The organism is Microbacterium sp. NFH-22A-Y (assembly GCF_021401375.1).
Taxonomy (GTDB): domain Bacteria; phylum Actinomycetota; class Actinomycetes; order Actinomycetales; family Microbacteriaceae; genus Microbacterium; species Microbacterium hominis.
In genome coordinates, this window is the sequence record NZ_JACBGF010000001.1 from 77,446 (window position 1) to 102,461 (window position 25,016).

The window sequence follows — 25,016 nt, forward strand, 5'->3', positions numbered from 1 at the left end:
CGAACTGCAAGGTCTCTCGGGCGGCGCGCCGCCGGGCGAGCGGATGCCGCGGCGGGTCGCCCGGCATCCCTTGCAGTTCGGGCACCGCGGGCGGGGCCGCGCGAACCTGCACGATCAGACGATCGCGCGCGCCTTGTTGTTGCGGGGGTCGTGCGTCAGTTCGATCAGACCCAGCCGCTCCAAGAGCGGAGGAACGTACATGGCGAACCGTCCTCGATACCCCTTGCGCAGGCCGTACCACCCACCGACAGGGTTCGTGGGCTCCCGAGCCCACGCTTCGATCGTTCCGGGAGATGCCGGCTTGTTCTCATCCGCGGCTCCGAGTGGAACCCAATCCCCCTGCGCCGCGAGCCACTGCGCCAGATCTTCGACGGCACGGGCGTGGTAGGTGAGCCAGGTGGTGCCCACGTGGCAGAACAGCACAGGAGGGTCGGCGGAATCATCCCGGTAGATGCTGTAGCGGGATGTGCCCGGGGCGGTGGTCAGATCCCAGGGGGATTGCTTCGTGCCTTCGACCATGGCTGCCTCCCGCGAGCGTGCTTGACCGTCAGGCTCGCACGGCACCGGCGCCGAGTCAACGATCGCGGCAGCGGTCGAGCCCAGGTTGCCGAGGCGAGGGGGCTGTGGAGAACTTCCGTGGCGGGTTCGTGACGCTGGCTAGGATGCCCGGGTGACAGCCCCCCGCTTCGTACCCCGTACCGCTCTCGTCCTCCTTCTCGGCGCCGCTGCTCTCGGCTTCGCGGGATGCGCCGCCGCGGCCGACGTCGCGTCATCGCCGTCGGTCTCCGGCTCGGGCGCCGTCGGAGCCGCGACGCCCACCGGCAGCACCGGCGATCCCGGCGACGGCGACGGAGGCGACGGCGGTGGTGACGCGGGCGGGGGCAGCGCACCGTCGGTCCCGACCATGGCGCTCGCCGACGTGCTCGGCCGCTACCCCGACTGCGCCGCGATGGGGTCGCTGCTGGGCTCGGCGCTCGACGGGCTCGAGCCGAACGGTGCGGACAACGACGGCCAGACCGTGCAGTGCGACTGGATCTCGGCGATCGGCGACGACGTCAACAATGTCAGCATCACGGTCACGACCAACAACGGCGCCGTCGACGTCGCCGCCAAGGAGGACATCGCCGCCATCGGCTCCGACTATGTCGCGGATGCCGCGCTCGAGGCGCGCGGCGGCATCGCCTGGCTGACGAAGAACACCGGCGACCTGCGCATCTTCGTGACCAACGTCGACGTGCCGGGGCTCGCCGTCGCGATCACCTCCGGGGCCCTCAACCAGGATCCGCGCATCTCCGGCGGCCCCGCGGTCGCCGCCGCGAAGCAGCTCCTCGGCATCGCGGGCTGACACTCGACCGCCGCGCCGCCTCCGGCCCGGGCACACCGACCCCCGGCCCGGGCGTGCCCGGGTAAACTCTGGCGTGCCCGAAAGTCCCGCCGACCCCGCGAACACCCCCGAGAGCTCCGCCTCGGCACCGCCGACGACCGACCCGAGCGCGGCGACGATCGACCCGGCCGAGCTCGAGATCGCGCTGCGCGTCATCGACGCGGCATCCCAGCTCGACCGCGACGACCCCGCGTACATCGCCCTGCGCCGCCAGACGGGAAAGATGTACAAGGACGTCAAGCGCCTGTCCCGTCAGGAGAAGCGCCAGCGCATCGCCGACGCCGACCGCGCGGTGGTCGCCGCCACCGCCACGGGCGCCCCCGACCGCATCGACGACGAGACCCGCGGCATCCCGCTCGCGGCGCGCACGGCGGCGCCGATCGCCGGCGAGCTCATCAAGCCGCGCGCCTGCTACATCTGCAAAGAGCTGTACACGACCGTCGACGCGTTCTACCACCAGCTGTGCCCCGACTGCGCGGCGATGAGCCACGCCAAGCGCGACGCCCGCACCGACCTGACCGGCAGGCGAGCCCTCCTCACCGGCGGCCGCGCGAAGATCGGCATGTACATCGCGCTGCGGCTGCTGCGCGACGGCGCGCACACGACGATCACGACACGCTTCCCCCGCGACGCCGTCCGCCGCTTCTCGGCCCTCCCCGACAGCGCCGACTGGATCCACCGGCTCAAGATCGTCGGCATCGACCTGCGCGATCCCGCCCAGGTCATCGGTCTCGCGGATGCCGTGGCCGCCGACGGACCGCTCGACATCCTCATCAACAACGCGGCGCAGACCGTGCGCCGCTCCGCCGGGGCCTACAAGCCGCTCGTGGATGCCGAGCTCGCGCCGCTGCCGACGGGACCCCTGCCGGAGCTGCTGACCTTCGGCCACACCAACGACGCGCATCCCCTCGCGCTCGCGCAGTCGGTGTCGAGCCACCCCATCCTCGCAGCCGCGGCCCGCACGGCCGACGAGCTGACCGCCGAGGCGATGGCGGCGGGCTCGTCGTCGCTGGAGCGCCTGGCGGCCGGTACCGCCATCGACGCGGGCGGTCTCGTGCCCGACGAGAACCACATCAACAGCTGGACCCAGTCGGTGGACCAGGTCGAGCCGCTGGAGATGCTCGAGGTGCAGCTGGCGAACATGACCGCGCCGTTCCTGCTCGTCTCCCGCCTGCGCCCCGCCATGGCGGCGTCGACCGCGCGGCGAAAGTACGTCGTGAACGTGTCGGCCATGGAGGGGGTGTTCAGCCGCGGATACAAGGGGCCGGGGCATCCGCACACGAACATGGCCAAGGCGGCGCTGAACATGCTCACGCGCACCAGCGCCCGCGAAATGTTCGAGACCGACCGCATCCTCATGACGGCCGTCGACACCGGCTGGATCACCGACGAACGCCCCCACTACACGAAGGTGCGCCTCGCCGAGGAGGGCTTCCACGCACCGCTCGACCTGGTCGACGGCGCGGCCCGCGTCTACGACCCGATCGTGCGGGGCGAGGCGGGCGAAGACCTGTTCGGCATCTTCCTCAAGGACTACCGCAAGAGCCCGTGGTGACCGGCCGCTGACCGGTCGGCGCGCTCAGCGCTCCGGCAGGAAGTAGGCCGCCGCGAGCGGCGCGACCTCCAGAGCGGATGCCGCGGCCCGGTCGACCCAGCGCAGCTCCTCGATCTCGGCATCCGTCACGGGCTGCTGATCGCCGATGTCGACACGGAAGACGTCGGCGACGACGGCGAAGCCCGGCTCGTTCGCGGCGGGCGCGGTGAACTCGCCGAGCGGCGTGAGGTCGGCACCGGTCAGGCGCAGCCCGATCTCCTCGGCGAGCTCGCGGATGAGCGTCTGCGCGGCATCCTCGCCGGCCTCGGGCTTGCCGCCCGGCTGCATGAACGCGCGGGTGCCCGCCTTGCGCACGAGGAGCAGGCGGCCGTCCGCGTCGGTGATCACGGCGGCGGAGACGCGGATCGAGCGTGCGGGTCCGGTCGGGGCGGCGGAGGCATCCGGAGTCGAGGTCACCCACGAACGCTAACAGTCGACGACCCCGTGCCGCCGCGCTCCCGACCGCGCTGAGCCCGCGCGCCCGGCGAGGGCGGCCCCTGGCCGTGCGCCGCCGCAGACGGTTGACTGGGCGTATGAAGCTCCTGCTGACCTCGGGCGGGGTCACCAACGACAGCATCCGCCGCACCCTCGAGGAGATGCTCGGCAAACCCATCGCCGACAGCTCCGCGCTGTTCGTGCCGACGGCCCAGTGGGGGCAGCCGATGTGCTCGCCCGAGACGGTCTGGCGATCCACGGCGGGCACCTGGCCGGACGGCATCCCCAGTCCCGTCGAACTCGGATGGCGCTCCGTCGGGGTGCTCGAGCTCACCGCACTGCCGACGATCGCGCCCGAGCGGTGGATGCCGTGGGTGCGCCAGGCCGACGCCCTGCTCGTCGACGGGGGTGAGGCCGTGTACCTCGCCGAGTGGATCCGCACCTCGGGGCTCGGCGATCTGCTGCCCGAGCTCGAGGACACCGTCTGGGTCGGCATCAGTGCCGGGAGCATGGCGCTCACACCCCGCGTGGGCCCGGAGTTCGTCGACCGCGACCCCGGCGGCACCGACGAGACGCTCGGCCTCGTCGACTTCTCGATCTTCCCCCACCTCGACTACCCGGGCTGGACGGGGAACACGACCGCGGCGGCGCACCGATGGGCGGCCGCCCTCGGGGCGCGCGCCTACGCCATCGACGACCAGACGGCCATCCGGGTCGTCGACGGCGCGGTCGAGGTGATCTCCGAGGGCACCTGGGAGCTGCTCAACGCGTGAGCATCACCTTCAGCGCCTCGCGCGCGTCCATCGCGGCGTAGGCGGCGGGCGCCTCGTCGAGCGTCATGATCCGGTCGAACACGCGGCCGGGATCGATCGTGCCGTCGAGCACCAGCGGGATCGTGTCGTCGAGATAGGCGCGCACCGGGGCCACCCCTCCGGTCAGCGTGATGTTCTTGCCGAACAGCGACGCCGATCCGACCGGTGCGCTCTCGTACTGCGGCACGCCGACGCGGGAGATGACACCGCCGGGGCGCACGACACCGTACGCCTGCTCGTACGCGGGCATGTGGCCGACGGCCTCGATGACGACGTGGCTGCCCTCGCCGTTCGTGAGGTCGCGGACACGCGCGATCCCCTCGGCTCCCCGCTCCGCGACGACGTCGGTCGCGCCGAACTCCACGCCGAGATCGGTGCGGTCGGTGTGCCGACCCATCAGGATGATCCGCTCGGCCCCGAGGGTTCGGGCGGCCAGCACCGCCGACAGGCCCACGGCGCCGTCGCCGATCACGGTGACCGTCTGCCCGGCGCGGACCCGGGCGAGATGCGCGGCGTGATAACCCGTGAGGTACACGTCCGAGAGCGTCAGCAGCGAGGCGAGCAGCGCGTCGGATGCGGCATCCGGATCGACGTCGCGCACGACGACCAAGGTGCCGTCGGCCTGGGGGATGAGGGCCCGTTCGGCCTGGAGGCCGCCGACGCGCCCGCTGCCGTAGAACCCGCCGTGCAGGCACGAGGTCTGGAAGCCCTCCCGGCAGAAGACGCACGTGTTGTCGGAGTAGACGAACGGCACGATCACGAAGTCGCCCGGGCGCACCGCCGTCACCTCGGCGCCGGTCTCCTCGACGACGGCGATGAGCTCGTGCCCCATCCGCCGGCCCTTCGACGACTCGGCCATCGAATGGTACGGGTGCAGATCGGAGCCGCAGACGCACGCGCGGACGATGCGCACGACGGCGTCGGTCGGCTGCTGGACGACGGGATCGGGGACGTTCTCGACGCGGACGTCTCCGGCGCCGAACATGACGGTTGCTCGCATGAGTACATTTCACGCCATCCGGCCTGCCCTTTCCATTATCCCGCGCGGAGGGGGGCTTGCCGCAAGGGCCCCTCCGTGGGGCAGAATCGCAGGTCGCGCCGTCTTTTGCGGCGCGGGAAGGGGATTCGGATGCCGACGGGAAACACTCCGAAGAGCGTGTTCGATCTGCCGCCACGGCTGCACCGCAAGGCCGATCCGCTGCTCATCGGCCGGGACGAGCAGCAGTTCGCCGCCATCGCCCAGGCCCTCGCCGCCGACGTGCGGCGCACCGAGGAGCGTACGGCGGCGCTGCAGCGCGAGGCCGTCGGCGGCGGCCAGCGGGCGCTCGAACGCGACCTCGAGGTGCAGAGCCTGACGGCGCGGCTGCGCATCCTCCGCCGCTTCGGCCTCGATGCCTGCATCGGCCGGATGGTCGATGCGGCGGGAACCGTCACCTACATCGGGCGCTTCGGTCTCGCGGATGCCGCGGAGGAGCGGCTGCTGACGGACTGGCGGGCCCCGGCATCCGCCCCGTTCTTCTCCGCGACCGCGGCGCGTCCGCTCGGTCTCACGAGCCGGCGCCGCTATCGCTGGCGGGAGGGACGCATCGTCGACTACTGGGACGAGGTGTTCGCCGACGACGGCGTGGACCACAGCGGCGCGCTCGACGACCAGTCGGCGTTCATCGCGAGCCTCGGCGCGAGCCGTTCGCCCCGGATGCGCGACGTGCTCGGGACGATCCAGGCCGACCAGGACGCGATCATCCGCGCCGACTCCCGGCGCGCGCTCGTCGTCGACGGCGGCCCCGGGACGGGCAAGACGGTCGTCGCGCTGCACCGCGCCGCGTACCTGCTCTACGACGATGCGCGGATGCGGGCCGGACACGGCGGGCTGCTGTTCGTGGGCCCGCACCGCCCGTACGTCGACTACGTGGACGACGTGCTGCCGAGCCTCGGGGAGGACGGCGCGCTGGTCTGCGCCGTCGACGATCTCGTCGCCGGGGGCGCCGAGGCGGCGGAGGAGGCCGATCCGCAGATCCGGCGCCTGCTCGGCGACGGTCGCGTGGTCGACGCCGTCGACGCCGCGGTGCGCCGGTGGCAGCGCCCGCCGACGCGTGCGACCGCGATCGAGACCGCGTGGGGGACCGTCGTGGTGGGGCCCGCGGAGTGGTCCGAGATCTTCGCCGACGCCGACGAGCTGCCGCACAACGCGCACCGCGCGCGGGCCTGGGATCGCCTGCTCGACCTGCTCGAGGACCGCATCGACGACGACCTGCGCGACGGCGGTGGCGGGTCGGCGGATGCCTGGGGGGAGGGCTGGGGCGAGGCGTCCCGTCCTCGCGACGACTTCGACGCGTACGGCTCGGGCTGGGAGGAGGACGAGTCGACCCGCGAGACGCTGGAGAACGACGAGGAGCTGCGGGCGCTGTTCGATCGGGCCTGGCCGCTGCTGGATCCCGAGGCGCTGCTGCGCGGGCTTCTCTCGACGCCCGAGCTGCTGCGACGCTGCGCACCCTGGCTGGCGGCCGCGGACGTCGACGTGCTCGTCGCGCGCGGTGCGCCGCCCGCGTGGACCGACGTCGATCTGCCTCTGCTCGATGCGGCCCGCCGCGGCGTCGGCGATCCGCGCAGCGAGGTGCGCGAGCGGCGGGCGCGCCGTGCGGCCGCCGAAGAGCGCCGGGTGATGTCCGACGTGGTGAGCGACCTGATCGCGGCCGACGACGGCGACCTGCGGATCATGTCGATGCTGCGCGGGCAGGATCTGCGCGGCACGCTCGCGCAGCCCACGGCATCCGAGCGCGACCCGTACGCCGGGCCGTTCGCGCACCTGGTCATCGACGAGGCGCAGGAGCTCACCGACGCGCAGTGGCGGATGCTGCTGCGCCGGTGCCCGTCGCGGAGCGTGACGATCGTCGGAGATCGCGCGCAGGCGCGCCACGGTTTCCCCGAGACCTGGGGCGAGCGGCTCGCGCGGGTGGGCCTGGATCGGGCGAACGTCACGTCGCTGAGTGTCAACTACCGCACGCCCCAGGTGGTGATGGACGTCGCCGGCCCGGTCATCCGCGCCGCGCTGCCCGATGCGAACGTCCCGGAGTCGATCCGCCGCACCGGGATTCCGGTCGCCTACGGGTCGCGGGACGAGCTGGAGGCGGTGCTGGACGCGTGGGAGCGCGACCGCGCGGAGGGGACGGCCGTGGTGATCGGCGCACCCGCGTTCGCATCACGACCGCGGGTGGCGTCGCTCGATCCGCAGCGGGTCAAGGGCCTCGAGTTCGACCTCGTCGTGCTCGTCGATCCCGACCGGTTCGGCGGGGGGATCACCGGCGCCGTCGACCGGTACGTCGCGATGACCCGCGCGACCCAGCGCCTCGTCGTGCTCTCGTGACACGGGGTGCGCGCGGGAGCGCCGGCACGCTCAGCCGGCGCGGCGCAGACGCAGCCCGAGGAAGAGCACCGCGGATGCCGCGGTCAGCGCCGCGGCGAGCACGATCACCGCGGTCCAGTCGGCGCCGGCGAACAGGTGGGTCGAGGCCGTCCCCGCCACGGTGCTGCCCAGGTAGTACGTGAGCAGGTAGGCGCTCGAGGCGCGCGACGTGCTGCGCCCGGTCGCCTGGGCGCGGGCGACGACCCAGCCGCTGAGCACCGAGTGCGTGCCCAGGAACGCCGCGGTCAGCAGCCCGAGTCCCGCGAACACCGCGACGACGTCCGGCCAGACGAGCAGGCCGATCGCGCCGAGGGTGGCGGCGGCGCCGAGCAGCGATGTCACCGCGCGACCGCGGCGGCGCGAGATCCGGTGGAACAGCCCCGGCGCGAGGATGCCGAGGGGGTAGGCGAGGTAGACGAACACCTCCGCCGCTCCGAGCGAGAAGGGCGGCCCGTCGAGGCGGAACGGCACGGCGTTGTACAGCCCGACGAACGTCGCCATCGCGAGCGCACCGGCGGCGCACACCGCCAGGATGACGGGGTCGCGCAGGGAGGCGACCGTGCCGCCGAGCAGGTCGCCGAGTCGGAGGGGGAGGGGCGCCGCCCCGTCGCGGGGCAGTGCGATCCACACCAGGGCGCCGACGACGACGCTCACGCCGCCGAGCACGATGCTCACCGTCTGCCAGCCTCCGAGGGCCGCGAGCGGCAGCGGAGCGAGCCGCCCGACGGCCCCGCCGACCGCGGTGCCGGAGATGTACAGCGCGTTCGCGCGCCCGTGCGCGTCGTCGCGCACGGCGTCGCGGAGGTAGGCGAGTGCGACGGCGGGCAGGACGGCCAGGGCGAGGCCGCCGGCGGCGCGCAGGGCGAGGAAGAGCTCCCAGGTGGGCGCGACGGCGCAGGACACCGACAGGACTCCGGCGAGCACGAGCGAGCCGCTCATCGCGGTGACGCGCCCGATGCGGTCGGAGAGCGGGCCCGACAGCAGCAGTCCCAGCAGCATGGCCGCGGTCGTGGCGGAGATCGCGAGCCCGGACGCTCCGGCATCCACCCGGAACGACGCCGCGATCGCGGGCAGCAGCGGCTGCGGGAAGTAGATGATCGCGAAGTTCGCGAGGCCGCCGGCGGCCAGCAGGCCGACGACCCGGCGGTAGGAGGGCGTTCCGGCGGCCAGGCGCGCGATCGAGCCGGTGGGGGTGCGGTCGAGCACGCTGGCGGCCATGGGCTCCATCGTGATCCGCCGGTGTCGTGTCCGGAAATGATCTGACGCGCCCGTGTGATGCGTCTGGCGCATAATGAGGCGCATGGACGAGCAGGCACTGCGGATCTTCCTCTCCCTCGCCGAGACGCAGAACACCCGCGACACCGCGGCCGAGCTGCGTGTGAACCAGTCGAACGTCTCGCGCGCCCTCGCCCGCCTGGAGGCGCAGGTGGGGATGCCGCTGTTCGCGCGGCACGGCAAGCGACTCGAGCTGAACGCCGGCGGCCTCGCCTTCCGCGCCGACGCGGCCGGTGTGCTCGACGCCTTCGACGCGGCCCGCCGTCACGCCGAGCTCATCGCGGAGGAGGGGCGGCTGCTGCGCGTCGGGTTCCTGCACTCGGTCGCGCGGTGGATGGTGCCCGACGTCGTGCAGCGCTTCCGCGCGCTCCGGCCCGACGTGCGCGTCTCGCTGCGGCAGGGCTTCGCCCGCGATCTCTACGGCTGGCTCGCGCTCGATGCGATCGACGTCGCGCTGAGCACCGCGCCGATCGCGCCGTCCGCGGCGTCCGACGACATCGGCTGGCTCGCCCTCGCCGAGGAGCCGTTGTGCATCGCCGTCCCGGCGGGGCACCCGCTCGCGGCGGCCGACGGGGTCGAGGTCGGCGACCTCGCCGGTCGCGACTTCATCGGCTTCTCGCGCATCGCCGAGCTGCGTGCGGTGGTCACCGGCATCCTCGACGAGGCGGGCGTCGCCGTGAACGTGACCTTCGAGAGCAGCGAGATCGACACGATGCGCAGCCTGGTCGCCGGCGGTCTGGGCGTCTCGATCCTCCCGCGCACCCCGGGTCGCGACGATCCGGGGGTCGTCTACCTGCCCCTCCGGCCGCGGCGCGTGCGGGCGCTGGGCATCGCGTGGAGCCCGACGGCGCAGGGCGCCCCCTACGCGACCGAGCTGGTGGCGGCGCTCGCGGCTCCGTAGCCACCCGGCCCGACCCGCGAGCCCCGCGCGGCGGACCGACTGACCGACGACGGGCGACGATCCGGACACACGGACGCGGCGGCATCCGCCAGAATCGTGGTGCCCGGCCGTCGCGCGATGGCCGGGCATCCGTTTCGACCCGCCCTCATCCGAAGGACGTGCTCCCGATGACCGAGAACTGGTTGCTGGCCCGACCCGACGTCGACCTCGACGAGGTGCGGGCGCTCGCTCGTCGCGAGTACGGCGTCGACGGCGAGCTGACCGAGCTGGGCAGTCAGCAGGATCGCAACTTCCTGGTGCGCGGCGCCGACGGCGCGGGTCTGCTCGTCAAGATCTTCCACCCCACCGTCGACGCGGCCGCGGTCGCGCTGCACATCGCCGCATCGGACCGCCTGCGCGCCCAGGGGCTGCTCACGCCCGAGGTGCTCACGACGGCAGACGCCGCCCGCACGACGCAGATCATCTGCGCCGACGGGCAGATCGCCCGCGTGGCCGGGTTCCAGATCGTCGACGGCCGGCCGCTGTCCGACGTCACCGACGCCGATGGGGCCCAGGCCGAGGAGCTCGGCGCGCTGGTCGCGGAGGTCACCACCGCGTTCGCGGGGCTGGATGCCGACGACACCGACCGCAATCTGCAATGGGAGCTGGGCAACGCGCTCGCCGTCGTCGAGCAGCTCATCGACGACCTGCCGGAGGATCGGCGCGAGCAGTGCCTCACCGCGGCCCGGCGTGCGGCGGCCGAGCTGGACCGTGTCGCGGCGGACCTCCCGCGTCAGGTGATCCACGGCGACCTGACGGCCGACAACGTCATGCGCGACCGTCGGGGACGGCACTGGGTGATCGACCTCGGCGACGTCGCGACGTCGTGGCGGGCCGCCGAGCTCGCGATGCTGCTCGCCGACCTCATGGGCCGCACCGACGACCTCGCGATCGTCGGCCGGGCCGTCGCCGGCTTCGATGCGCACGCGCACCTCGCCGACGCCGAGCTCGAGGCCCTCTGGCCCCTCGTCGTGCTGCGCGGCGCCGTGCTCGCCGTCAGCGGGTGGAGCCAGCTGCGCATCGACCCGGGCAACGACTACGCGCGTGAGCGGGTCGAGCACGAGTGGCAGGTGTTCGCGCGGACGGCGCGCGTGCCGTCGTCCGAGGTGACGGCGCAGCTGCGTCTCGCGGCCGGGCGGCCGCACCGCCGGGGCGTCGCCTACCGGCCCGTGCTGGCGCGGGGGGATGCCGCGGCCACCGTGGATCTCGGCATCCGGAGTCCGCTTCTCGATCGGGGCCGCTGGACCGTGCCCGGCATCGAGCAGGAGCTCGTGAGGGAGGCGTTGAACGATGCGCCGATCGCCGTGCTCCGCTACGGCGAGAGCCGGCTGAGCCGCGTGTCGACCGACACCACGCGGTCCGCGGCGACGCGGGCGCGCTGCGTCGAGCTGTGGACGCGTCCGGGCGCCGCGGTCGCCGCGCCCTTCCGCGGCTTCACGCAGGTCGACGGGGGCGCCGGGGCGGTGGAGCTCCACGACGCGGGCGTCGTCCTGCGGATCGAGGGGGTCGACCTCGCCGCCGAGGTCGCGGCGGGCGAGGCGGTGGATGCCGGGGCCGTGCTCGGCCGTGTCGCCGAGGCCGAGCCGGGCCTCGGGCGCCTGCGCATCACCCGGCGCCTGCGCGACGCCGCACCGGCCGCCCCGTTCGTCGACGCCGACGGGGAGGACCAGACGCCGGGCGCCGCGGATCCGTCGCCGATCCTCGGCGTGCCGCGGGTGGCCGACCCGGTGGCTGCGACCCGCCGCGCCCGACGGGTGCGGGAGGAGGCGATCGGCGCCGCCGCGGAACGGTTCTACGCCGAGCCGCCGCAGATCGAGCGCGGCTGGGGTGCGCTGCTCGTCGACACGCAGGGCCGCGCGTACGTCGACCTCGTCAACAACGTCTCGGCCATCGGTCACGCCCACCCCGAGTTCGCCGACCGTGTCGCCCGCCAGCTGAACCTGCTCAACACCAACTCGCGCTTCCTCTACGACGCGTTCGCGGAGTTCGCCGCGCGGCTCGTCGCCCATGCCCCCGACGCGTCGCTCGACACGGTGATCCCCGTCAACAGCGGCTCGGAGGCGGTCGATCTGGCCCTCACCCTCGCCCGCGTCGCGACCGGCCGGCGCGATGTCATCGCGGTGCGCGAGAGCTATCACGGGTGGACGAGCGCCGCCGACGCCGTCAGCACGTCGGCGTTCGACAATCCGCACGCCGCCGACTCGCGACCCGACTGGGTGCACCTCGTCGACGCCCCGAACGCCTACCGGGGTCGCCACCGTGGGCCGGATGCCGGGGCCGCCTACGCGCGCGAGGTCGCCGATCTCGCGCGCTCCCTGGCCGCGGAGGGCCGCCCCGCGGGTGCGTTCATCTGCGAGCCGGTGCTCGGCAACGCCGGCGGCGTCATCCCGCCGCGCGGGTATCTCACCGCCGTCGCCGACGCCGTGCGGGCCCACGGCGGCCTGGTCGTCGCCGACGAGGTGCAGGTCGGCTACGGGCGCCTCGGCGACGCGTTCTGGGGGAGCACGCTGCAGGGGCTCGTCCCCGACATCGTCGCGGTGGCCAAGGCCGCCGGCAACGCCTACCCGCTGGGAGCCGTCCTCACCCGCCGCGAGATCGTCGACGCGCTCGCGCGGGAGGGGACCTTCTTCTCGTCGGCCGGCGGCACCCCCGTCAGCGCCGTCGCGGGATCGGCGATCCTCGACATCATCGACGCGGAGGGGCTGCAGGACAACGCACGCCGGGTCGGCCGCGTGATCGCCGACGGGGCCCGCGCGCTGGCGGAGCGGCATCCGCTCATCGGCGCGGTGCACGGCACGGGCCTGTACCTCGGCATCGAGCTGGTCCGCGACCGCGACACCCTCGAGCCGGCCCGCGCGGAGGCCGCGCGCGTCTGCGACCTGCTGCGCGAGCACGGTTTCATCGTGCAGCCGGCGTCGGAGCGGCAGAACGTGCTGAAGGTCAAGCCGCCGCTCGTGCTGACCGAGCCCGACGCGCGTCGGTTCCTCGCCGCCCTCGACACCGTCTTGAGCACGCTCGGCGACTGAGCGCGCTCAGCCCCGCAGGACTGCGACGATCTCGTCGCGGGTGGGCATGCCCGCCGCGGCGCCGGGGCGGGTCACGGCGAGGGATGCCGCGGCACTCGCCGCCGCGAGGGCGTCCGTCAGCTCGGCGCCGTCGGCGAGCCACGCGACGAGCACTCCCGCGAACGTGTCGCCGGCGCCGGTGGTGTCGACGGCGTGCACGGCGCGGGCGGCGACGGGCGCGAGGAGGGTGCCGGCCCGGGCGACGATCGCCCCGGCTGCACCCCGCGTGACGACGGCGATGCCGCTGCCGTCGCCGCCCGCGGCGCGGGCGCTGAGCGCGCGGGCCGCCGCCTCGGGGCCGTCGCCCACCGCCCCCTCGTGGTCCAGCGCCCGCAGCAGCACGGCGGCCTCGCCGTCGTTCGGGATGACGATGTCGGCGAGCGGAACGAGCTCGGCGGCCGCGGGCACGGCGGGCGCCGGGGTGAGCACCGTCCGCACACCGGCGGTGCGCGCGAGCTCCAGAGCCGCGCGCACGAGCGTCAGCGGGCGCTCCAGCTGTACGAGGAGGAACGCCGCTCCCGCGATGGCGCGCCGGTCGGCGTCGGTGAGGGCGTCGTCGGCGTTCGCCCCCGGGACCACCACGATCGCGTTCTCGCCGTCGTCGGTCACGCTGATGGCGGCGACCCCGGTGGACCCGGCCGCCGCGGGCGCGGTCACGGTGCGGATGCCGTCGGCATCCACACCCGCCGCGCGCAACGCCTCGACGAGCCGGTGGCCGAACGCGTCGTCGCCGACGCACCCGAGGAACGCGACGGTGTCCGCGGACCCGGCGGCCCGCGCCGCGGCGATCGCCTGGTTGAGCCCCTTGCCGCCGGGCCCCGTGGCGAACGACGTGCCCGCGAGCGTCTCGCCCGGCCGCGCGAGACGCGGCTGTCGCACGACGAGGTCCATGTTGGCGCTGCCGAGGACGACGATCCGGCTCATCCTCAGACTCTACGGGGAGCGCCCCGCGCGGCGGCCGGCCCGTCCGGGGCGGCTCGTAGAGTGGGGGAGATGACTTCCTCGCCGCAGTCCCGTCGCCCCCTCTCGTCCCGGCCGCTTCCGCGTCGTACCCCTGTCGAGCTCGGCATCCCCGAGGCCGCGGTGCTGGCGCTCGCGGAGAGGCTCGCGGCCGAGGGCCTCGACCCGCACGCGCTTCTCGTCGCCCGCCACGGAGAGGTCGCGTTCGAGACCGCGTGGGCTCCGTACCGGTTGGAGCGGCCGGCGCTCGTGTACTCGGCATCCAAGACGTACACGTCCCTCGCGATCGGCTTCCTCGCCGACGAGGGCCGGCTGCGACTGGACGACTCGGCCGGCATCGCCGTGGGCGAGGACAACCCGCACGGCATCACGGTGCGCCATCTGCTCACGATGAACACCGGGCACTCCGCGGAGCAGATCGACCGGATCGGCGCGGACCCGCTCGTGCTTCTCCGGGAGGCTCCGGCGTTCGCGCCCGGCACGCACTTCGCGTACAACTCCCCGGCCACGCACACGCTCTCCGTGATCGTCACGGCCCTCACCGGCGAGCCGCTCACGACCTACCTGCGCCCGCGGCTGCTCGACCCGCTCGGCATCGGGGAGCGCTGGATGTCGCCGTACGGAGGCATCGAGCACGGCGCTTCCGGCTTCCACCTCACGGTGGACGACCTCGCGCGGACCGCGATCATGCTGGGTGCGGGCGGCGTCTTCGACGGCGTGCAGGTCGCACCCGCCTGGTACGTCGAGGAGCTGTCGCGCCCCTGGTCGGAGACGGCGGCGTTCGACGGTCCGGTGGCCGCCGACGGCGAGGTCAACGACTGGGCGGTCGGCTACGGCTACCAGGTGTGGCGCGGCCGTCACGGGTTCCGGCTGGACGGCGCCGCCGGGCAGTTCGGTCTCGTCCTTCCCGAGCATGACCTCGTCATCGCCTACCAGGGCGCCACGCTCGACACCCAGGCGACGCTGCGCGCGTTCTGGGCGTTCGTCGCGGCCGTCGAGGTCGCGGATGCGGCGGGCGGGGCGGATGCCGCGACCCCCGCTGCCGGGGCGGGCGCAGGCGCGCTGGCCGTGACCGCCCCTGCCGTGCCGCGCGATGCGTGGACCGCGCGTGACCGGCTCGCGGTCAGCGCCGAGCCGTTCGCCTCCGCGGGGCTCGTCCTCGACGACACGGCGGACGGGTGGAGCCTGGTGCTGCCCGACGTCGGCACGCTTCCCGTCGCCCCCTTCTGGCAGGAGGTCGCGGTCGAGGGCCCGGCCCCCGACGGCGCCCCCGGCGCCACCCACCTGCGCCTGGCCACCCGCGGGGAGCGCGGCGACGACGGCAGCGTCCTCGTGCACGTCGTCGACACGACCTCCCCCCACCGCGCCATCATCCGCCGTGCCGCCTCCGGCGCCGTCGACGCCGGCTGGCACGTGCCGCCGCTCGGGGGAGGCTGGGAGGTGCTGCGCGTCCCGGCATCCGTCCCCCGCATCGACACCTCGGCATCGGCCGTGCTGCTCGACATGGACGGCACCCTCGTCGACTCGCACGCCGTCGTCGAACGGCTGTGGACGCAGTGGTCGCTCGATCACGGCGTCGACCCGGCGCGGACCCTGTCGATCATCCACGGCCGCCAGGGGCAGGACTCGATGGCGCTCCTGCTGCCGGATCGCCCGCACGAGGTCAACCTCGCCGAGAACGCCGCGCTGCTCGCCCTCGAGACCGCCCAGACCGACGGGGTCGTCGCGATCCCCGGCGCGGCCGCCCTGCTGGCCGCGCTCGCCGCGGCCGACCTGCCCTACGCCCTCGTCACCTCGGCGACCACGGAGCTCGCGACCGCGCGCATGCGGGCGGCCGGGCTGCCGCTGCCGCCCGTCGTCATCGCCGCCGCCGACGTGAGCCGCAGCAAGCCCGACCCGGAGGGATTCCTCGCCGGCGCTGCCGCGCTCGGGGTGGATGCCGCGCGCTGCATCGTGGTCGAGGACTCCGCCAACGGCATCGCCGCCGGACTCGCCGCCGGCATGCGCGTGATCGGCGTCGGTCCGCACGCCGCCGAGGCGGCGCCCACGTGGACGGTCGCGGACGCCCGCGGCATCCACGTCACCCGCCCCGACGGCGCGGACCCTCTCATCACGCTCGACTGACGCCGCCCGCCGCCCCGCCGCGCCCCCTCCCCCTCACGCGAGAAACCACATCCGCCCCGAGAAACCACGGCGCCGACGGTTTCTCGGGGCGGATGTGGTTTCTCGGCCGCAGGGCGCCCCGCTCGGCCGCGGGGTGTCGCCGTCAGTCGGTCTCGCCGTGCGGGGCGCGGTGGCCCTCGCTGAAGCTGAGGTTCTTGCCGAAGGCCTTGCCGATGATCAGCGCGATGCCGACGATCACGAGACCCACGGCCAGGCCCGCGACGGCCGACACGAAGGTGTCGCCGACCCAGACCACCACGGGCCCGAGGGGTTCGAGCGCGTGCTCGACCGCGTGGAGCAGTTCCACCGGCGCGTGCCAGCCGACCTCGCCGAGGTTCGCGAGCACCAGGTGGCCACCGACCCAGAGCATCGCGACGGTGCCGACGATCGAGATGACGCGGAAGACGCCCGGCATCGACCGCACCACCCGCATGCCGGTGTGGCGCACGCGCGCCGACGAGCTCTTGGCCATCTTCAGGCCGATGTCGTCGATCTTGACCAGCAGTGCGACGGCCCCGTAGACCAGCGCGGTCATGGCGAGCGCGATGACGGCGAGCACGGCGAGGCGCAGCCAGAAGTCGAGCTCCGGGTCGACGTTCGACAGGCCGATGAGCATGATCTCGGTCGACAGGATCAGGTCGGTGCGGATCGCGCCTCTGACCAGGCGCTTCTCGTCGCGCCCGCCCTCGTCGTCGTGACCGCCGTGGTGGAAGCCGAACCACTCGAGCACCTTCTCGGCGCCCTCGAAGCAGAGGTACGCACCCCCGACGATGAGCAGCCACGGCAGCACCCACGGGGCGAAGGCGGTGAGCACCATCGCGATCGGGATGATGATGAGGAACTTGTTCGCGAGCGATCCCAGGGCGATCCGCCCCACCACCGGCAGCTCGCGCGCGGGCGACAGCCCCTGCACGTACTGCGGGGTCACGGCGGCGTCGTCGATCACGACCCCCGCCGACTTCGCCGACGCCTTGAGCGCCGCGCTGAGGATGTCATCGACGACGGCGAGCAGACCCACGGACATGCCAGCAACAGTACCGGCCGCGCACGACCCGGCTCGCGGATGCCGGGGCTTGCATCCTCCGAATCGATTCGATAGCCTGAGACCCGGCGCTCCCCTCCGGAGCGCCTTTCGCCGTTTCCGCCCCCGTCTCGAACCCGGTCGTATGTCACGTTCTCTCACCACCGGTAGCCCCTGGCGCGTCATCCTCGCCTTCGCGGTGCCCCTGCTCATCGGCAACGTCGTGCAGCAGCTCTACCAGTTCGCCGATGCCATCGTCGTCGGCCGTCACCTCGGCGTCGACGCCCTCGCCGCCGTCGGCGCGACGGGAAGCCTGCTGTTCCTGCTGCTCGGCTTCGCATGGGGCCTCACGAGCGGGTTCGCCATTCCGACGGCGCAGGCGTTCGGCGCGCGCGACCTCGGCGCGGTGCGACGCTCGGTGGCGGCGGGGACCGTCCTCACCGCCCTCACGACGCTCGTGCTGACCGTGGCGGCGCCGTTGCTCGCCGGCCCGGCGCTGCACCTGCTGCAGACCCCGCCCGAGCTGATGGAGCAGGCGACCGTGTTCGCCCAGATCAGCTTCCTCGGCGCCGGCGCCATCATGGGCTTCAACTATCTGTCGGCGATCATCCGGGCCATCGGCGACTCGCGCACCCCGCTCGTGTTCCTCACGATCGCGTGCGCCCTCAACGTCGCCCTCGTGATCGTCATGGTCGGCCCGCTGGAGCTCGGCGTCGGAGGCGCCGCGCTGGCGACCGTCGTCTCCCAGGCGCTGTCGGTGCTGCTGTGCCTCGAGTACGTGCGGCGCCGGCTGCCGGTGCTGCACATGCGTCGCCTCGACTGGCGGGTGACCCGCGCCGATCTCACCGAGCACCTCCGCCTCGGCCTGCCGATGGGCTTCCAGGCCTCGATCATCGCGATCGGCACCCTCACGGTGCAGGTGGCTCTCAACACCCTCGGCGCCGATGCCGTCGCCGCCTACACGACAGCGTCGCGCGTGGACGGCCTGGCCGTCGCGCTCCTGCAGTCGCTCGGGCTCGCGGCATCCATGTACGCCGCACAGAACCTCGGTGCGCGCCGTCCCGACCGCATCCGCCGCGGCGTCGTGCAGGCCGTGTGGATGGCACTGATCGCCGCCGTGGTCCTCGGGGCGCTGCTCATCGCCTTCGGTGCGCCGCTCGTGCGTCTGTTCGTCGGCGACGGCAGCGACACGGTCGTGCAGCTCGCCGCGCTCATGCTGCTCATCAACGGCGCCAGCTACACCGCGCTGGGCGTGCTGTTCATCCTGCGCGGCACGCTGCAGGGCCTCGGCAGCACGATCATCCCGACCGTCACGGGCCTCGTCGAGCTCGTCATGCGCGTCGGCGCCGCCGTCGTGCTCGGCCACCTCTTCGGCTTCGTCGGCGTGGTGTGGAGCAACCCGCTCGCCTGGATCGGCGCCGCGGTCATCCTGATCCCCGCCTACGTCCGCGCCCACCGCGCCCTCGAGCGGATGCCGATCGACCCCGACGAGCCGACCCTCACGACCCCGATCGCCGTCATCGGTCCCACCGACGGGTCGATGGTGGTGGATGCCGTGGTCACCCAGCCCATCCCGCTACCGCAGCAGCCGGCCGCCGACCTCGTTGCGGCCCGGCCCCGGCGGTGGAAGGGTGGGACCCGAGCGAAGCGGAGGACGCGATGAAGGCAGTTCTGGGCGATGCGACGGTGGCCGAGGCCGACCGCGACGATCTCATCTCGATCGAGGGCAACTGGTACTTCCCGCCGTCGAGCGTGAACTGGGATCTCCTGGAGGAGAGTCCCACTCCCTACACGTGCCCCTGGAAGGGCGAGTGCCAGTACTACTCGGTGCGCGGCGCCGACGGCCTGCTCGCCGACCGGGCCTGGGCGTACCCGCACCCGTACGAGAGCGGCATCGCCCGGGTCGGCAAGGACTTCTCGGGCTACGTCGCGTTCTGGAAGGAAGTGCGCGTCGAGGACTGACGCGCACCGCAGCGTCGCGGCGACCGCAGAGGCGGCAGGATGGATACCGTGACCGCTCCCCTTCAGAACCTCACGCAGATGCCCGACCCGCAGTACCTCATGGTCGGCGACGGCTACCGCATCGCGACGTACTCGTGGGGTGACGAGGACGCGCCGACCGTCGTGGTCGTGCACGGGTTCGCCTCGAGCACGAAGGACAACTGGGTCGCAACCGGGTGGGTGCGCGACCTGACCGCCGCCGGCTACCGGGTGCTCGCGCTCGACCAGCGCGGTCACGGCGCGAGCGACAAGCCGCATGAGCCGAGCGCCTACGACATCCGCCAGCTCGCCGGCGACGTCGAGACGATGCTCGACACCTACCTCGTCGACGAGGCGTCCTACGTCGGCTACTCGCTGGGGGCGCGGGTGGGGTGGGAGGTCGTGCAGGACATCGCCCCGCGCATCCCGCGGGCCGTCCTCGGCGGGGTCCCCGACGGCATCCCGCTCGCGCGCCTCGACCTCGCCCAGGTGCGCGCCCTCATCGCCGACGGCACCCCGGTGACCGATCGCGTCACGCAGAACTACATCGCGCTCACCGAGCGGGTGCCCGGCAACGACCTGCGCGCGCTGCTGGCGATCGCGGAGGGCATGCGGTCCTCAAAGACCGTCGACCCCGACCCCGCGCACGCGCCGCAGCAGCCGGTGATGTTCGCCACCGGATCGCTCGACGGCATCATCGAGGGCTCGAAGGCGCTCGCCGCGGCGTGCCCGCAGGGCCGCTTCGTCGAGATCCCCGACCGCCACCACTTCAACGCCCCCGGCTCGCGCGTCTTCCGCGCCGCCGCCCTGGATTTCCTGGCCGAGTAACCCCGCCGCCACCCCGCCGAGCCGCCACGCGGTGTGCGAGCCGCCATGCCGCGGGCGGGCCGGCGCGTAGCGGCTCGGCCGCGGCGTAGCGGCTCGGCAGAAGAGGGTCAGGCCTTGGCGATCGCGTCCTCGAGGGCGACCCAGGCGAGCATCGCGCACTTGACGCGCGCGGAGAACTTCGACACCCCCGACAGGGCGGCGGCGTCGCCGTAGACCTCCTCGTCGAGCTCGATCGTGCCGCGCGAGCGCAGCGCCTCGCGGAACCCCTCGACGAGCTGCAGCGCCTCGGCGCGGGTCAGGCCCTCCTCGGCGACGAGGTCCGCCAGCATCGAGGCCGACGCCTGCGAGATGGAGCAGCCGCGACCCTCCCACTGCACGTCGGCGATCGTCTCGCCGTCCACGCGGGCCCGAAGGGTGATCTCATCGCCGCAGACGGGGTTCTTCTGGTACGAGGTGCCGATCGTGCCGGCGACGGCGGGCGCATCGCCCTCATCGGCCAGGCCGAAGTGCTGCGGATGCTTGGAGTGATCGAGGATCAGCTCGCGGTAGAGGGCGTCGAGATCGCTCATGTCAGACTCCGAAGTAGGGGCGGATGCCGCCGACGGCCTCGATCAGGCGGTCGACGTCGTCGGTCGTGTTGTACAGCGCCGTGCTCGCGCGCACGCTCGCGGTGACGCCGTAACGGCTGTGCAGGGGCGCGGCGCAGTGATGGCCGACCCGGACGGCGATGCCGAGCGCGTCGAGATACTGCCCGGCGTCGTGCGCGTGCACGCCGTCGACGTCGAACGCCCACAACCCCACGCGCTCCACCCCCGCGGCGTCGCCGAGCAGGCGGATGCCGGGGATCTCCACGAGCCCCGCGCGCATGCGCTCCGCGAGCATGCTCTCGTGGGCATGTATTCGTTCCAGGCCGATGCCGTCGAGGTAGCGCACTGCCGCGGCCAGCCCGATCGCCGGCCCGACGGGCTGCGTGCCCGCCTCGAAGCGCTGCGGCGGCGGCAGGTACTCGGCCCGGTCGAGCGTGACCGTCGTGATCATCGACCCGCCCGTCAGGAACGGCGGCAGCGCCTCGAGCACCGGCGTGCGTCCGTACAGACCGCCGACGCCGTAGGGTCCCAGCATCTTGTGGCCGCTGAAGACCGCGAGGTCCACGCCGAGCGCAGGCAGGTCGAGGGGAAGGTGCGGGGCCGACTGGCAGGCATCCATCACCGTGATCGCGTCCACCGCACGGGCGAGGGCGATCAGCTCGGCCACGGGGTTCACGATGCCGAGCACGTTCGACACGTGCGTGAACGCGACGACGCGGGTGCGCTCGCCGATGAGAGATGCCGCGGCATCCAGATCGAGGGTGCCGTCGTCGTGGGCCGGGATGTGGCGGAGCACGGCGCCGGTGCGGGCCGCGAGCTCCTGCCAGGGGATGAGGTTCGCGTGGTGCTCGACGGCCGTCGTGACGATCTCGTCGCCGGGGCGGATCAGTCCCGCATTCCCGATCGAGTATGCGACGAGGTTGAGGCCCATGGTCGCCCCGCTCGTCCACACGAGCTGCTCCGGCTGCGCGCCGACGAAGCCCGCCACGGTCGCCCGGGCGTCCTCGAAGAGCTCGGTCGCCTCGGCGGCCAGCGTGTGGGCGCCGCGGTGCACGGCGGCGTTCGCGTGCGTGAGGAAGTCGCGCTCCGCGTCGAGCACGGCCAGCGGCTTCTGGCTGGTGGCGGCGGAGTCGAGGTAGGCGAGGGGATGCCCGTTCACCTGCTCGCCGAGGATCGGGAAGTCCCTCTTGATCGCGGAGGCGTCGAGGGCCGCCACGGGTGCGGCGGAAACGGGGGACGCGGTCGCGGAAGTCACCCCTCTAGGCTACGCCCCGGCACAGCGCACGGCTCCGGAGCGCGGCCCGGCCTCGGCCGCCGCTCAGTGGTCGTCGTCCGTGTGGGCGACGAGTCCGTACGAGGTGATGCGCCCGGCGCGGTCGTCGCCCGGCAGCGGCCGCGAACGGCGCCCGTAGATGAGCTCCGACGAGTCCAGCAGCCAGGGCACGAGGGTGATCTGCACGCCGTGCACGAGCATGAGCTGCTGCGCGATGCGGCGCGCCCGCCGGTTGTGGAGGAAGGTCTCCCACCAATGGCCGACGATGTACTGCGGCAGGTAGACGGTGATCACCGACGGGCCGTGCTTCTTGCGGTACTGCTCGATGAACTGCGCGAGCGGTGCCGCGTACTGCCGGTAGGGCGACTCGATCACCAGGAGCGGGATCGGCATCCGGTGGAACTGCCATTCGTCCTGCACGTCACGCGCCTCTTCGGCGGTGACGGCGACATGCACCGCGAGCGTCTTCTCGTGCTTGGCCGACAGCGCGTAGTCGACGGCCTTCGCCGTGGGCTTCTGCAGCTTGCCCACGAGCACGATCGCGACGTCACCGGTCGAGCCGTAGTGCACGTCGTCGTCCATCGCGATCTCGTGCTCGACATCGCGGTAGTACCGGTGCACGCCGATCATCAGGAAGGACAGCAGCGGGATCGCGATGAAGACGAGGTAGGCGCCGTGCGTGAACTTGGTGATCGTGACGATCACCAGCACGACGATCGTGAACGTCGCGCCCAGCGAGTTGATCAACAGGCCCGACACGGCCTCGCGGCGGGGCTTGACCGCCTTGGGCGAGAGGAGACGCAGCTCCCGGCGCCAGTGCTTCACCATGCCGAGCTGGCCCAGCGAGAACGACACGAACACGCCGATGATGTACAGCTGGATCAGCGTCGTCAGCTTCGCCTGGAAGATCACGAGCACGAGCACGGCGGCCAGTCCGAGCACGATCATCCCGTTGGAGTAGACCAGCCGGTCGCCGCGCGTGTTGAGCGCCTTGGGCGCGTAGCCGTCACGGGCGAGCACCGAGCCGAGCAGCGGGAAGCCGTTGAACGCCGTGTTCGCCGCGAGCAGCAGCACGGCCGCCGTGGCCGCCTGCACGACGTAGAACAGGATGCTTCCGCCGCCGAAGGTGGCCGCGGCCACCTGCGCCATGAGGCTGGGCTGCACGAGCGCCTGGCAGTTGAAGCCGATGAGACGGCAGGGGTCCTCGGAGTAGTGGACCCCGGCGACGAGCGCAAGGATCGTGAGGCCCGCGAACATGGTGATCGCGATCGAGCCCATCAGCACCAGCGTCGTCTGCGCGTTGCGGATCTTCGGCTGGCGGAAGGCGGGCACGCCGTTGGACACCGCCTCGACGCCGGTGAGGGCGGAGCAGCCGCTGGAGAACGCACGCAGCACCAGGAGGATGAGGGCGGCCTGACTCAGATCCTCCGCCTGCACCGCGAACTGGGCGCTCTCGGCGATGGGCGCATCCCCCAGCATCCACCGCACGAGGCCGGTGCCGATCATGAGCATGACCGACCCGATGAACAGGTAGGTGGGGATCGCGAACGCCGTCGAGGCCTCGCGGACGCCGCGGAGGTTGACGAGGATGATCAGGATCACGAAGCCGACGGCCAGCTCCACCCGCCAGGGATCGAGGTTCGGCAGGGCCGAGATGATGTTGTCGACGCCCGAGGCCACCGACACGGCGACCGTGAGGATGTAGTCCACCAGCAGCGCCGCCGCCACCACGACGCCCGCCTTCTCGCCCAGGTTGGTGCGGGCGACCTCGTAGTCGCCGCCGCCGGAGGGGTAGGCCTTGATGAGCTGCCGGTAGCTGAGGACGACGACGATCAGCAGCGCCACGACGGCCGTCGCCACCCACGGGCTGAGCGCGAGGAAGGCCGTCCCGCCGATGAGGAGGATCATCAGCAGCTCCTGCGGGGCGTACGCCACCGAGGACAGGGCGTCGGAGGCGAAGATGGGCAGCGCCATCTTCTTGGGGAGCAGCTGTCCCTCGAGCTCTTCGCTCGTCAGCGGCTCGCCGATCAGGATGCGCTTGGCGATCGGCGTCTCTTCGCCGGGGCCGCGACTGTCGTCTGTCACGGCGGGCGACATTACGCGGTCGCGCGACGCCGCGCAATCCCGGCGTGCGTGAGAATCCGCGCGCGCGGCTGAGAGGATCGGAGCATGGGGAATGAGGTCTACTCCGGTGCGGTCGCGATCGGCATCGGATTCGTCGTCGGGATCGTGCTGTTCGTGCCGTTCGTGGCGCTCAGCTACCGCCGTCGCGGGCGTCTCACCGTCGGCCGCTTCGCGCTGTGGGCGGCCGCCCTCGTCTACTTCTGGGCCATCTGGACGTATACGCTCCTTCCCCTTCCCGACGCCGAGGTGTACGCCTGCGCCGGGGTCAACCTCGATGTCTGGGCGTTCGTCGACGACCTGCGCGGTGCGCGGAGCCTCACCGACTTCGCCGTCCTCCAGCTCGCGCTGAACGTGCTGCTGTTCGCGCCGCTCGGCTTCTTCCTCCGGGTGCTCGGCGGCCGCGGCATCCTCGTGGCCTTCGTCACGGGCGCCCTCGTGTCGTTGACGATCGAGACCACGCAACTGACCGGCGTGTGGGGGCTGTACCCGTGCGCGTACCGCGTGTTCGACGTCGACGACCTGCTGACCAACACGGTCGGCGCCGTGGTCGGCTCGCTGGTCGGCTTCCTCGTGCCCCGACGCCTGTGGGGCAGCCGGGTGGCGGATGCCGGGTCGCGTCCGCATCCGGTCACGCGGGGGCGGCGACTGCTCGCGATGTTCTGCGACCTGCTGGGAAGCGGCCTCGTCGCCTATGGGTCGGCGATCGCGGTCCAGGTGTTCCTGGAGTACGTCGTGCGCGATCACGCCGCCGTGCTCGACGGCGCCGCGGGCCGCTTCGTCATGACGGCGTCGCCGATCGCGGTCTGGGCCGTCGTGGTGCTCGCGACGGGCCGCACACCCGGTGATCTCGCCGTCGAGCTGCGCTACCGGGGCGGGCCGTTGCCGGCGCCGGTGTCACGGCCGCTGCGCTTCCTGACCGGGATCGGCGGGTACCTCCTGCTCGGGCTGCTGCCCGCGCCCTGGTCGATCGCCCAGTTCGTGTTCGTCGTGGCATCCGTGGTGCTCGTGTTCACCACGCGCGGCGGGCGCGGCCTGCCGGGACTGCTGACCGGCCAGCAGCTCGTCGACGCACGCGAGAGCGGTCGGGCCGGAGAGACGGTCGCGGCGACCGCGCCGGAGGGCTCCTCCGCGGAGGCGGGGCACGGCGCTCCGCAGTCGTGAATGCGGGACGG

The 25,016-nt window shown here is 73.0% G+C and carries 20 protein-coding genes; 11 read left to right on the plus strand and 9 right to left on the minus strand.

Going from position 1 to position 25,016, the window contains the following annotated elements; all coding sequences use genetic code 11:
- Positions 1 to 114 precede the first annotated feature (114 nt).
- Complete coding sequence (locus L0965_RS00370) at positions 115 to 519, minus strand: DUF6855 family protein (protein WP_101305266.1); 405 nt, start codon at positions 517 to 519, stop codon at positions 115 to 117.
- Positions 520 to 670: 151 nt separating this feature from the next.
- On the opposite strand from L0965_RS00370, the gene L0965_RS00375 reads away from it, so the two are divergent.
- Together L0965_RS00375 and L0965_RS00380 are read left to right on the plus strand one after the other, a co-directional pair.
- A complete protein-coding gene (locus L0965_RS00375; RefSeq protein ID WP_101305267.1) occupies positions 671 to 1,345 on the plus strand; it encodes a hypothetical protein in 675 nt (224 codons plus the stop codon).
- Positions 1,346 to 1,418: 73 nt separating this feature from the next.
- Positions 1,419 to 2,939: an SDR family oxidoreductase gene (locus L0965_RS00380; RefSeq protein ID WP_101305268.1), complete on the plus strand. Its 1,521-nt coding sequence runs from the start codon at positions 1,419 to 1,421 to the stop codon at positions 2,937 to 2,939.
- 24 nt (positions 2,940 to 2,963) lie between these two features.
- Here the strand turns inward: L0965_RS00380 and L0965_RS00385 are convergent, their stop codons facing one another.
- A complete protein-coding gene (locus L0965_RS00385; protein ID WP_101305269.1) occupies positions 2,964 to 3,395 on the minus strand; it encodes an NUDIX domain-containing protein in 432 nt (143 codons plus the stop codon).
- 116 nt (positions 3,396 to 3,511) lie between these two features.
- On the opposite strand from L0965_RS00385, the gene L0965_RS00390 reads away from it, so the two are divergent.
- Entirely contained in the window at positions 3,512 to 4,186 is a 675-nt protein-coding gene (locus tag L0965_RS00390; RefSeq protein ID WP_060960135.1) for a Type 1 glutamine amidotransferase-like domain-containing protein, read from the plus strand.
- On the opposite strand, the gene L0965_RS00395 is transcribed toward L0965_RS00390, so the two are convergent.
- Positions 4,176 to 5,225, minus strand: a complete 1,050-nt coding sequence (locus L0965_RS00395) for a zinc-binding dehydrogenase (RefSeq protein ID WP_197425776.1) — start codon at positions 5,223 to 5,225, stop codon at positions 4,176 to 4,178. The two genes, L0965_RS00390 and L0965_RS00395, sit on opposite strands and share 11 nt — an antisense overlap.
- 129 nt (positions 5,226 to 5,354) lie before the next feature.
- On the opposite strand from L0965_RS00395, the gene helR reads away from it, so the two are divergent.
- The gene (helR, locus tag L0965_RS00400; RefSeq protein ID WP_101305270.1) at positions 5,355 to 7,589 is read left to right on the plus strand and encodes an RNA polymerase recycling motor ATPase HelR; all 2,235 of its coding nucleotides are present in this window, start codon (positions 5,355 to 5,357) and stop codon (positions 7,587 to 7,589) included.
- Positions 7,590 to 7,619: 30 nt separating this feature from the next.
- Here the strand turns inward: helR and L0965_RS00405 are convergent, their stop codons facing one another.
- On the minus strand, positions 7,620 to 8,846 hold the full coding sequence (locus tag L0965_RS00405; RefSeq protein WP_232783961.1) for an MFS transporter: 1,227 nt from the start codon (positions 8,844 to 8,846) through the stop codon (positions 7,620 to 7,622).
- A gap of 82 nt (positions 8,847 to 8,928) precedes the next feature.
- Here L0965_RS00405 and L0965_RS00410 point away from each other — a divergent pair, with 82 nt between their 5' ends.
- Positions 8,929 to 9,804, plus strand: coding sequence for a LysR family transcriptional regulator (locus L0965_RS00410; RefSeq protein WP_101305272.1), 876 nt, complete (start codon positions 8,929 to 8,931; stop codon positions 9,802 to 9,804).
- A gap of 167 nt (positions 9,805 to 9,971) precedes the next feature.
- The gene (locus tag L0965_RS00415) at positions 9,972 to 12,869 is read left to right on the plus strand and encodes an aminotransferase (RefSeq protein ID WP_101305273.1); all 2,898 of its coding nucleotides are present in this window, start codon (positions 9,972 to 9,974) and stop codon (positions 12,867 to 12,869) included.
- 6 nt (positions 12,870 to 12,875) lie between these two features.
- Here L0965_RS00415 and L0965_RS00420 read toward each other — a convergent pair whose 3' ends face one another.
- The gene (locus L0965_RS00420) at positions 12,876 to 13,832 is read right to left on the minus strand and encodes a ribokinase (RefSeq protein ID WP_101305274.1); all 957 of its coding nucleotides are present in this window, start codon (positions 13,830 to 13,832) and stop codon (positions 12,876 to 12,878) included.
- 69 nt (positions 13,833 to 13,901) lie between these two features.
- Between L0965_RS00420 and L0965_RS00425 the strand changes: the two genes are divergently transcribed.
- Entirely contained in the window at positions 13,902 to 15,992 is a 2,091-nt protein-coding gene (locus L0965_RS00425) for an HAD-IA family hydrolase (protein WP_101305275.1), read from the plus strand.
- A 142-nt stretch (positions 15,993 to 16,134) separates the two neighbouring features.
- Here L0965_RS00425 and L0965_RS00430 read toward each other — a convergent pair whose 3' ends face one another.
- Positions 16,135 to 17,055, minus strand: a complete 921-nt coding sequence (locus L0965_RS00430) for a DUF808 domain-containing protein (RefSeq protein ID WP_061782508.1) — start codon at positions 17,053 to 17,055, stop codon at positions 16,135 to 16,137.
- A 142-nt stretch (positions 17,056 to 17,197) separates the two neighbouring features.
- Here L0965_RS00430 and L0965_RS00435 point away from each other — a divergent pair, with 142 nt between their 5' ends.
- The 3 genes from L0965_RS00435 to L0965_RS00445 are packed head-to-tail and all read left to right on the plus strand — an operon-like array spanning position 17,198 to position 19,860.
- Positions 17,198 to 18,715 carry an MATE family efflux transporter gene (locus tag L0965_RS00435; protein ID WP_101305276.1) on the plus strand — a complete coding sequence of 506 codons (1,518 nt, stop codon included), beginning with the start codon at positions 17,198 to 17,200 and terminating at the stop codon, positions 18,713 to 18,715.
- Positions 18,712 to 19,014, plus strand: coding sequence for a DUF427 domain-containing protein (locus tag L0965_RS00440; RefSeq protein WP_060960516.1), 303 nt, complete (start codon positions 18,712 to 18,714; stop codon positions 19,012 to 19,014). Before L0965_RS00435 ends, L0965_RS00440 begins: the two co-directional genes overlap by 4 nt.
- A gap of 39 nt (positions 19,015 to 19,053) precedes the next feature.
- Positions 19,054 to 19,860 carry an alpha/beta fold hydrolase gene (locus tag L0965_RS00445; protein ID WP_060960515.1) on the plus strand — a complete coding sequence of 269 codons (807 nt, stop codon included), beginning with the start codon at positions 19,054 to 19,056 and terminating at the stop codon, positions 19,858 to 19,860.
- A 107-nt stretch (positions 19,861 to 19,967) separates the two neighbouring features.
- Here L0965_RS00445 and sufU read toward each other — a convergent pair whose 3' ends face one another.
- The 3 genes from sufU to L0965_RS00460 form a co-directional block, all read right to left on the minus strand.
- The gene (sufU, locus tag L0965_RS00450) at positions 19,968 to 20,429 is read right to left on the minus strand and encodes a Fe-S cluster assembly sulfur transfer protein SufU (protein WP_060960514.1); all 462 of its coding nucleotides are present in this window, start codon (positions 20,427 to 20,429) and stop codon (positions 19,968 to 19,970) included.
- Between the two features lies 1 nt (position 20,430).
- Positions 20,431 to 21,702 (minus strand): SufS family cysteine desulfurase, encoded by a 1,272-nt coding sequence (locus L0965_RS00455; RefSeq protein ID WP_101305277.1) that lies wholly within the window; start codon positions 21,700 to 21,702, stop codon positions 20,431 to 20,433.
- Positions 21,703 to 21,765: 63 nt separating this feature from the next.
- Positions 21,766 to 23,817, minus strand: coding sequence for an APC family permease (locus L0965_RS00460; protein WP_060960512.1), 2,052 nt, complete (start codon positions 23,815 to 23,817; stop codon positions 21,766 to 21,768).
- A 72-nt stretch (positions 23,818 to 23,889) separates the two neighbouring features.
- Here L0965_RS00460 and L0965_RS00465 point away from each other — a divergent pair, with 72 nt between their 5' ends.
- Complete coding sequence (locus L0965_RS00465; protein WP_101305278.1) at positions 23,890 to 25,005, plus strand: VanZ family protein; 1,116 nt, start codon at positions 23,890 to 23,892, stop codon at positions 25,003 to 25,005.
- Positions 25,006 to 25,016: the final 11 nt, after the last annotated feature.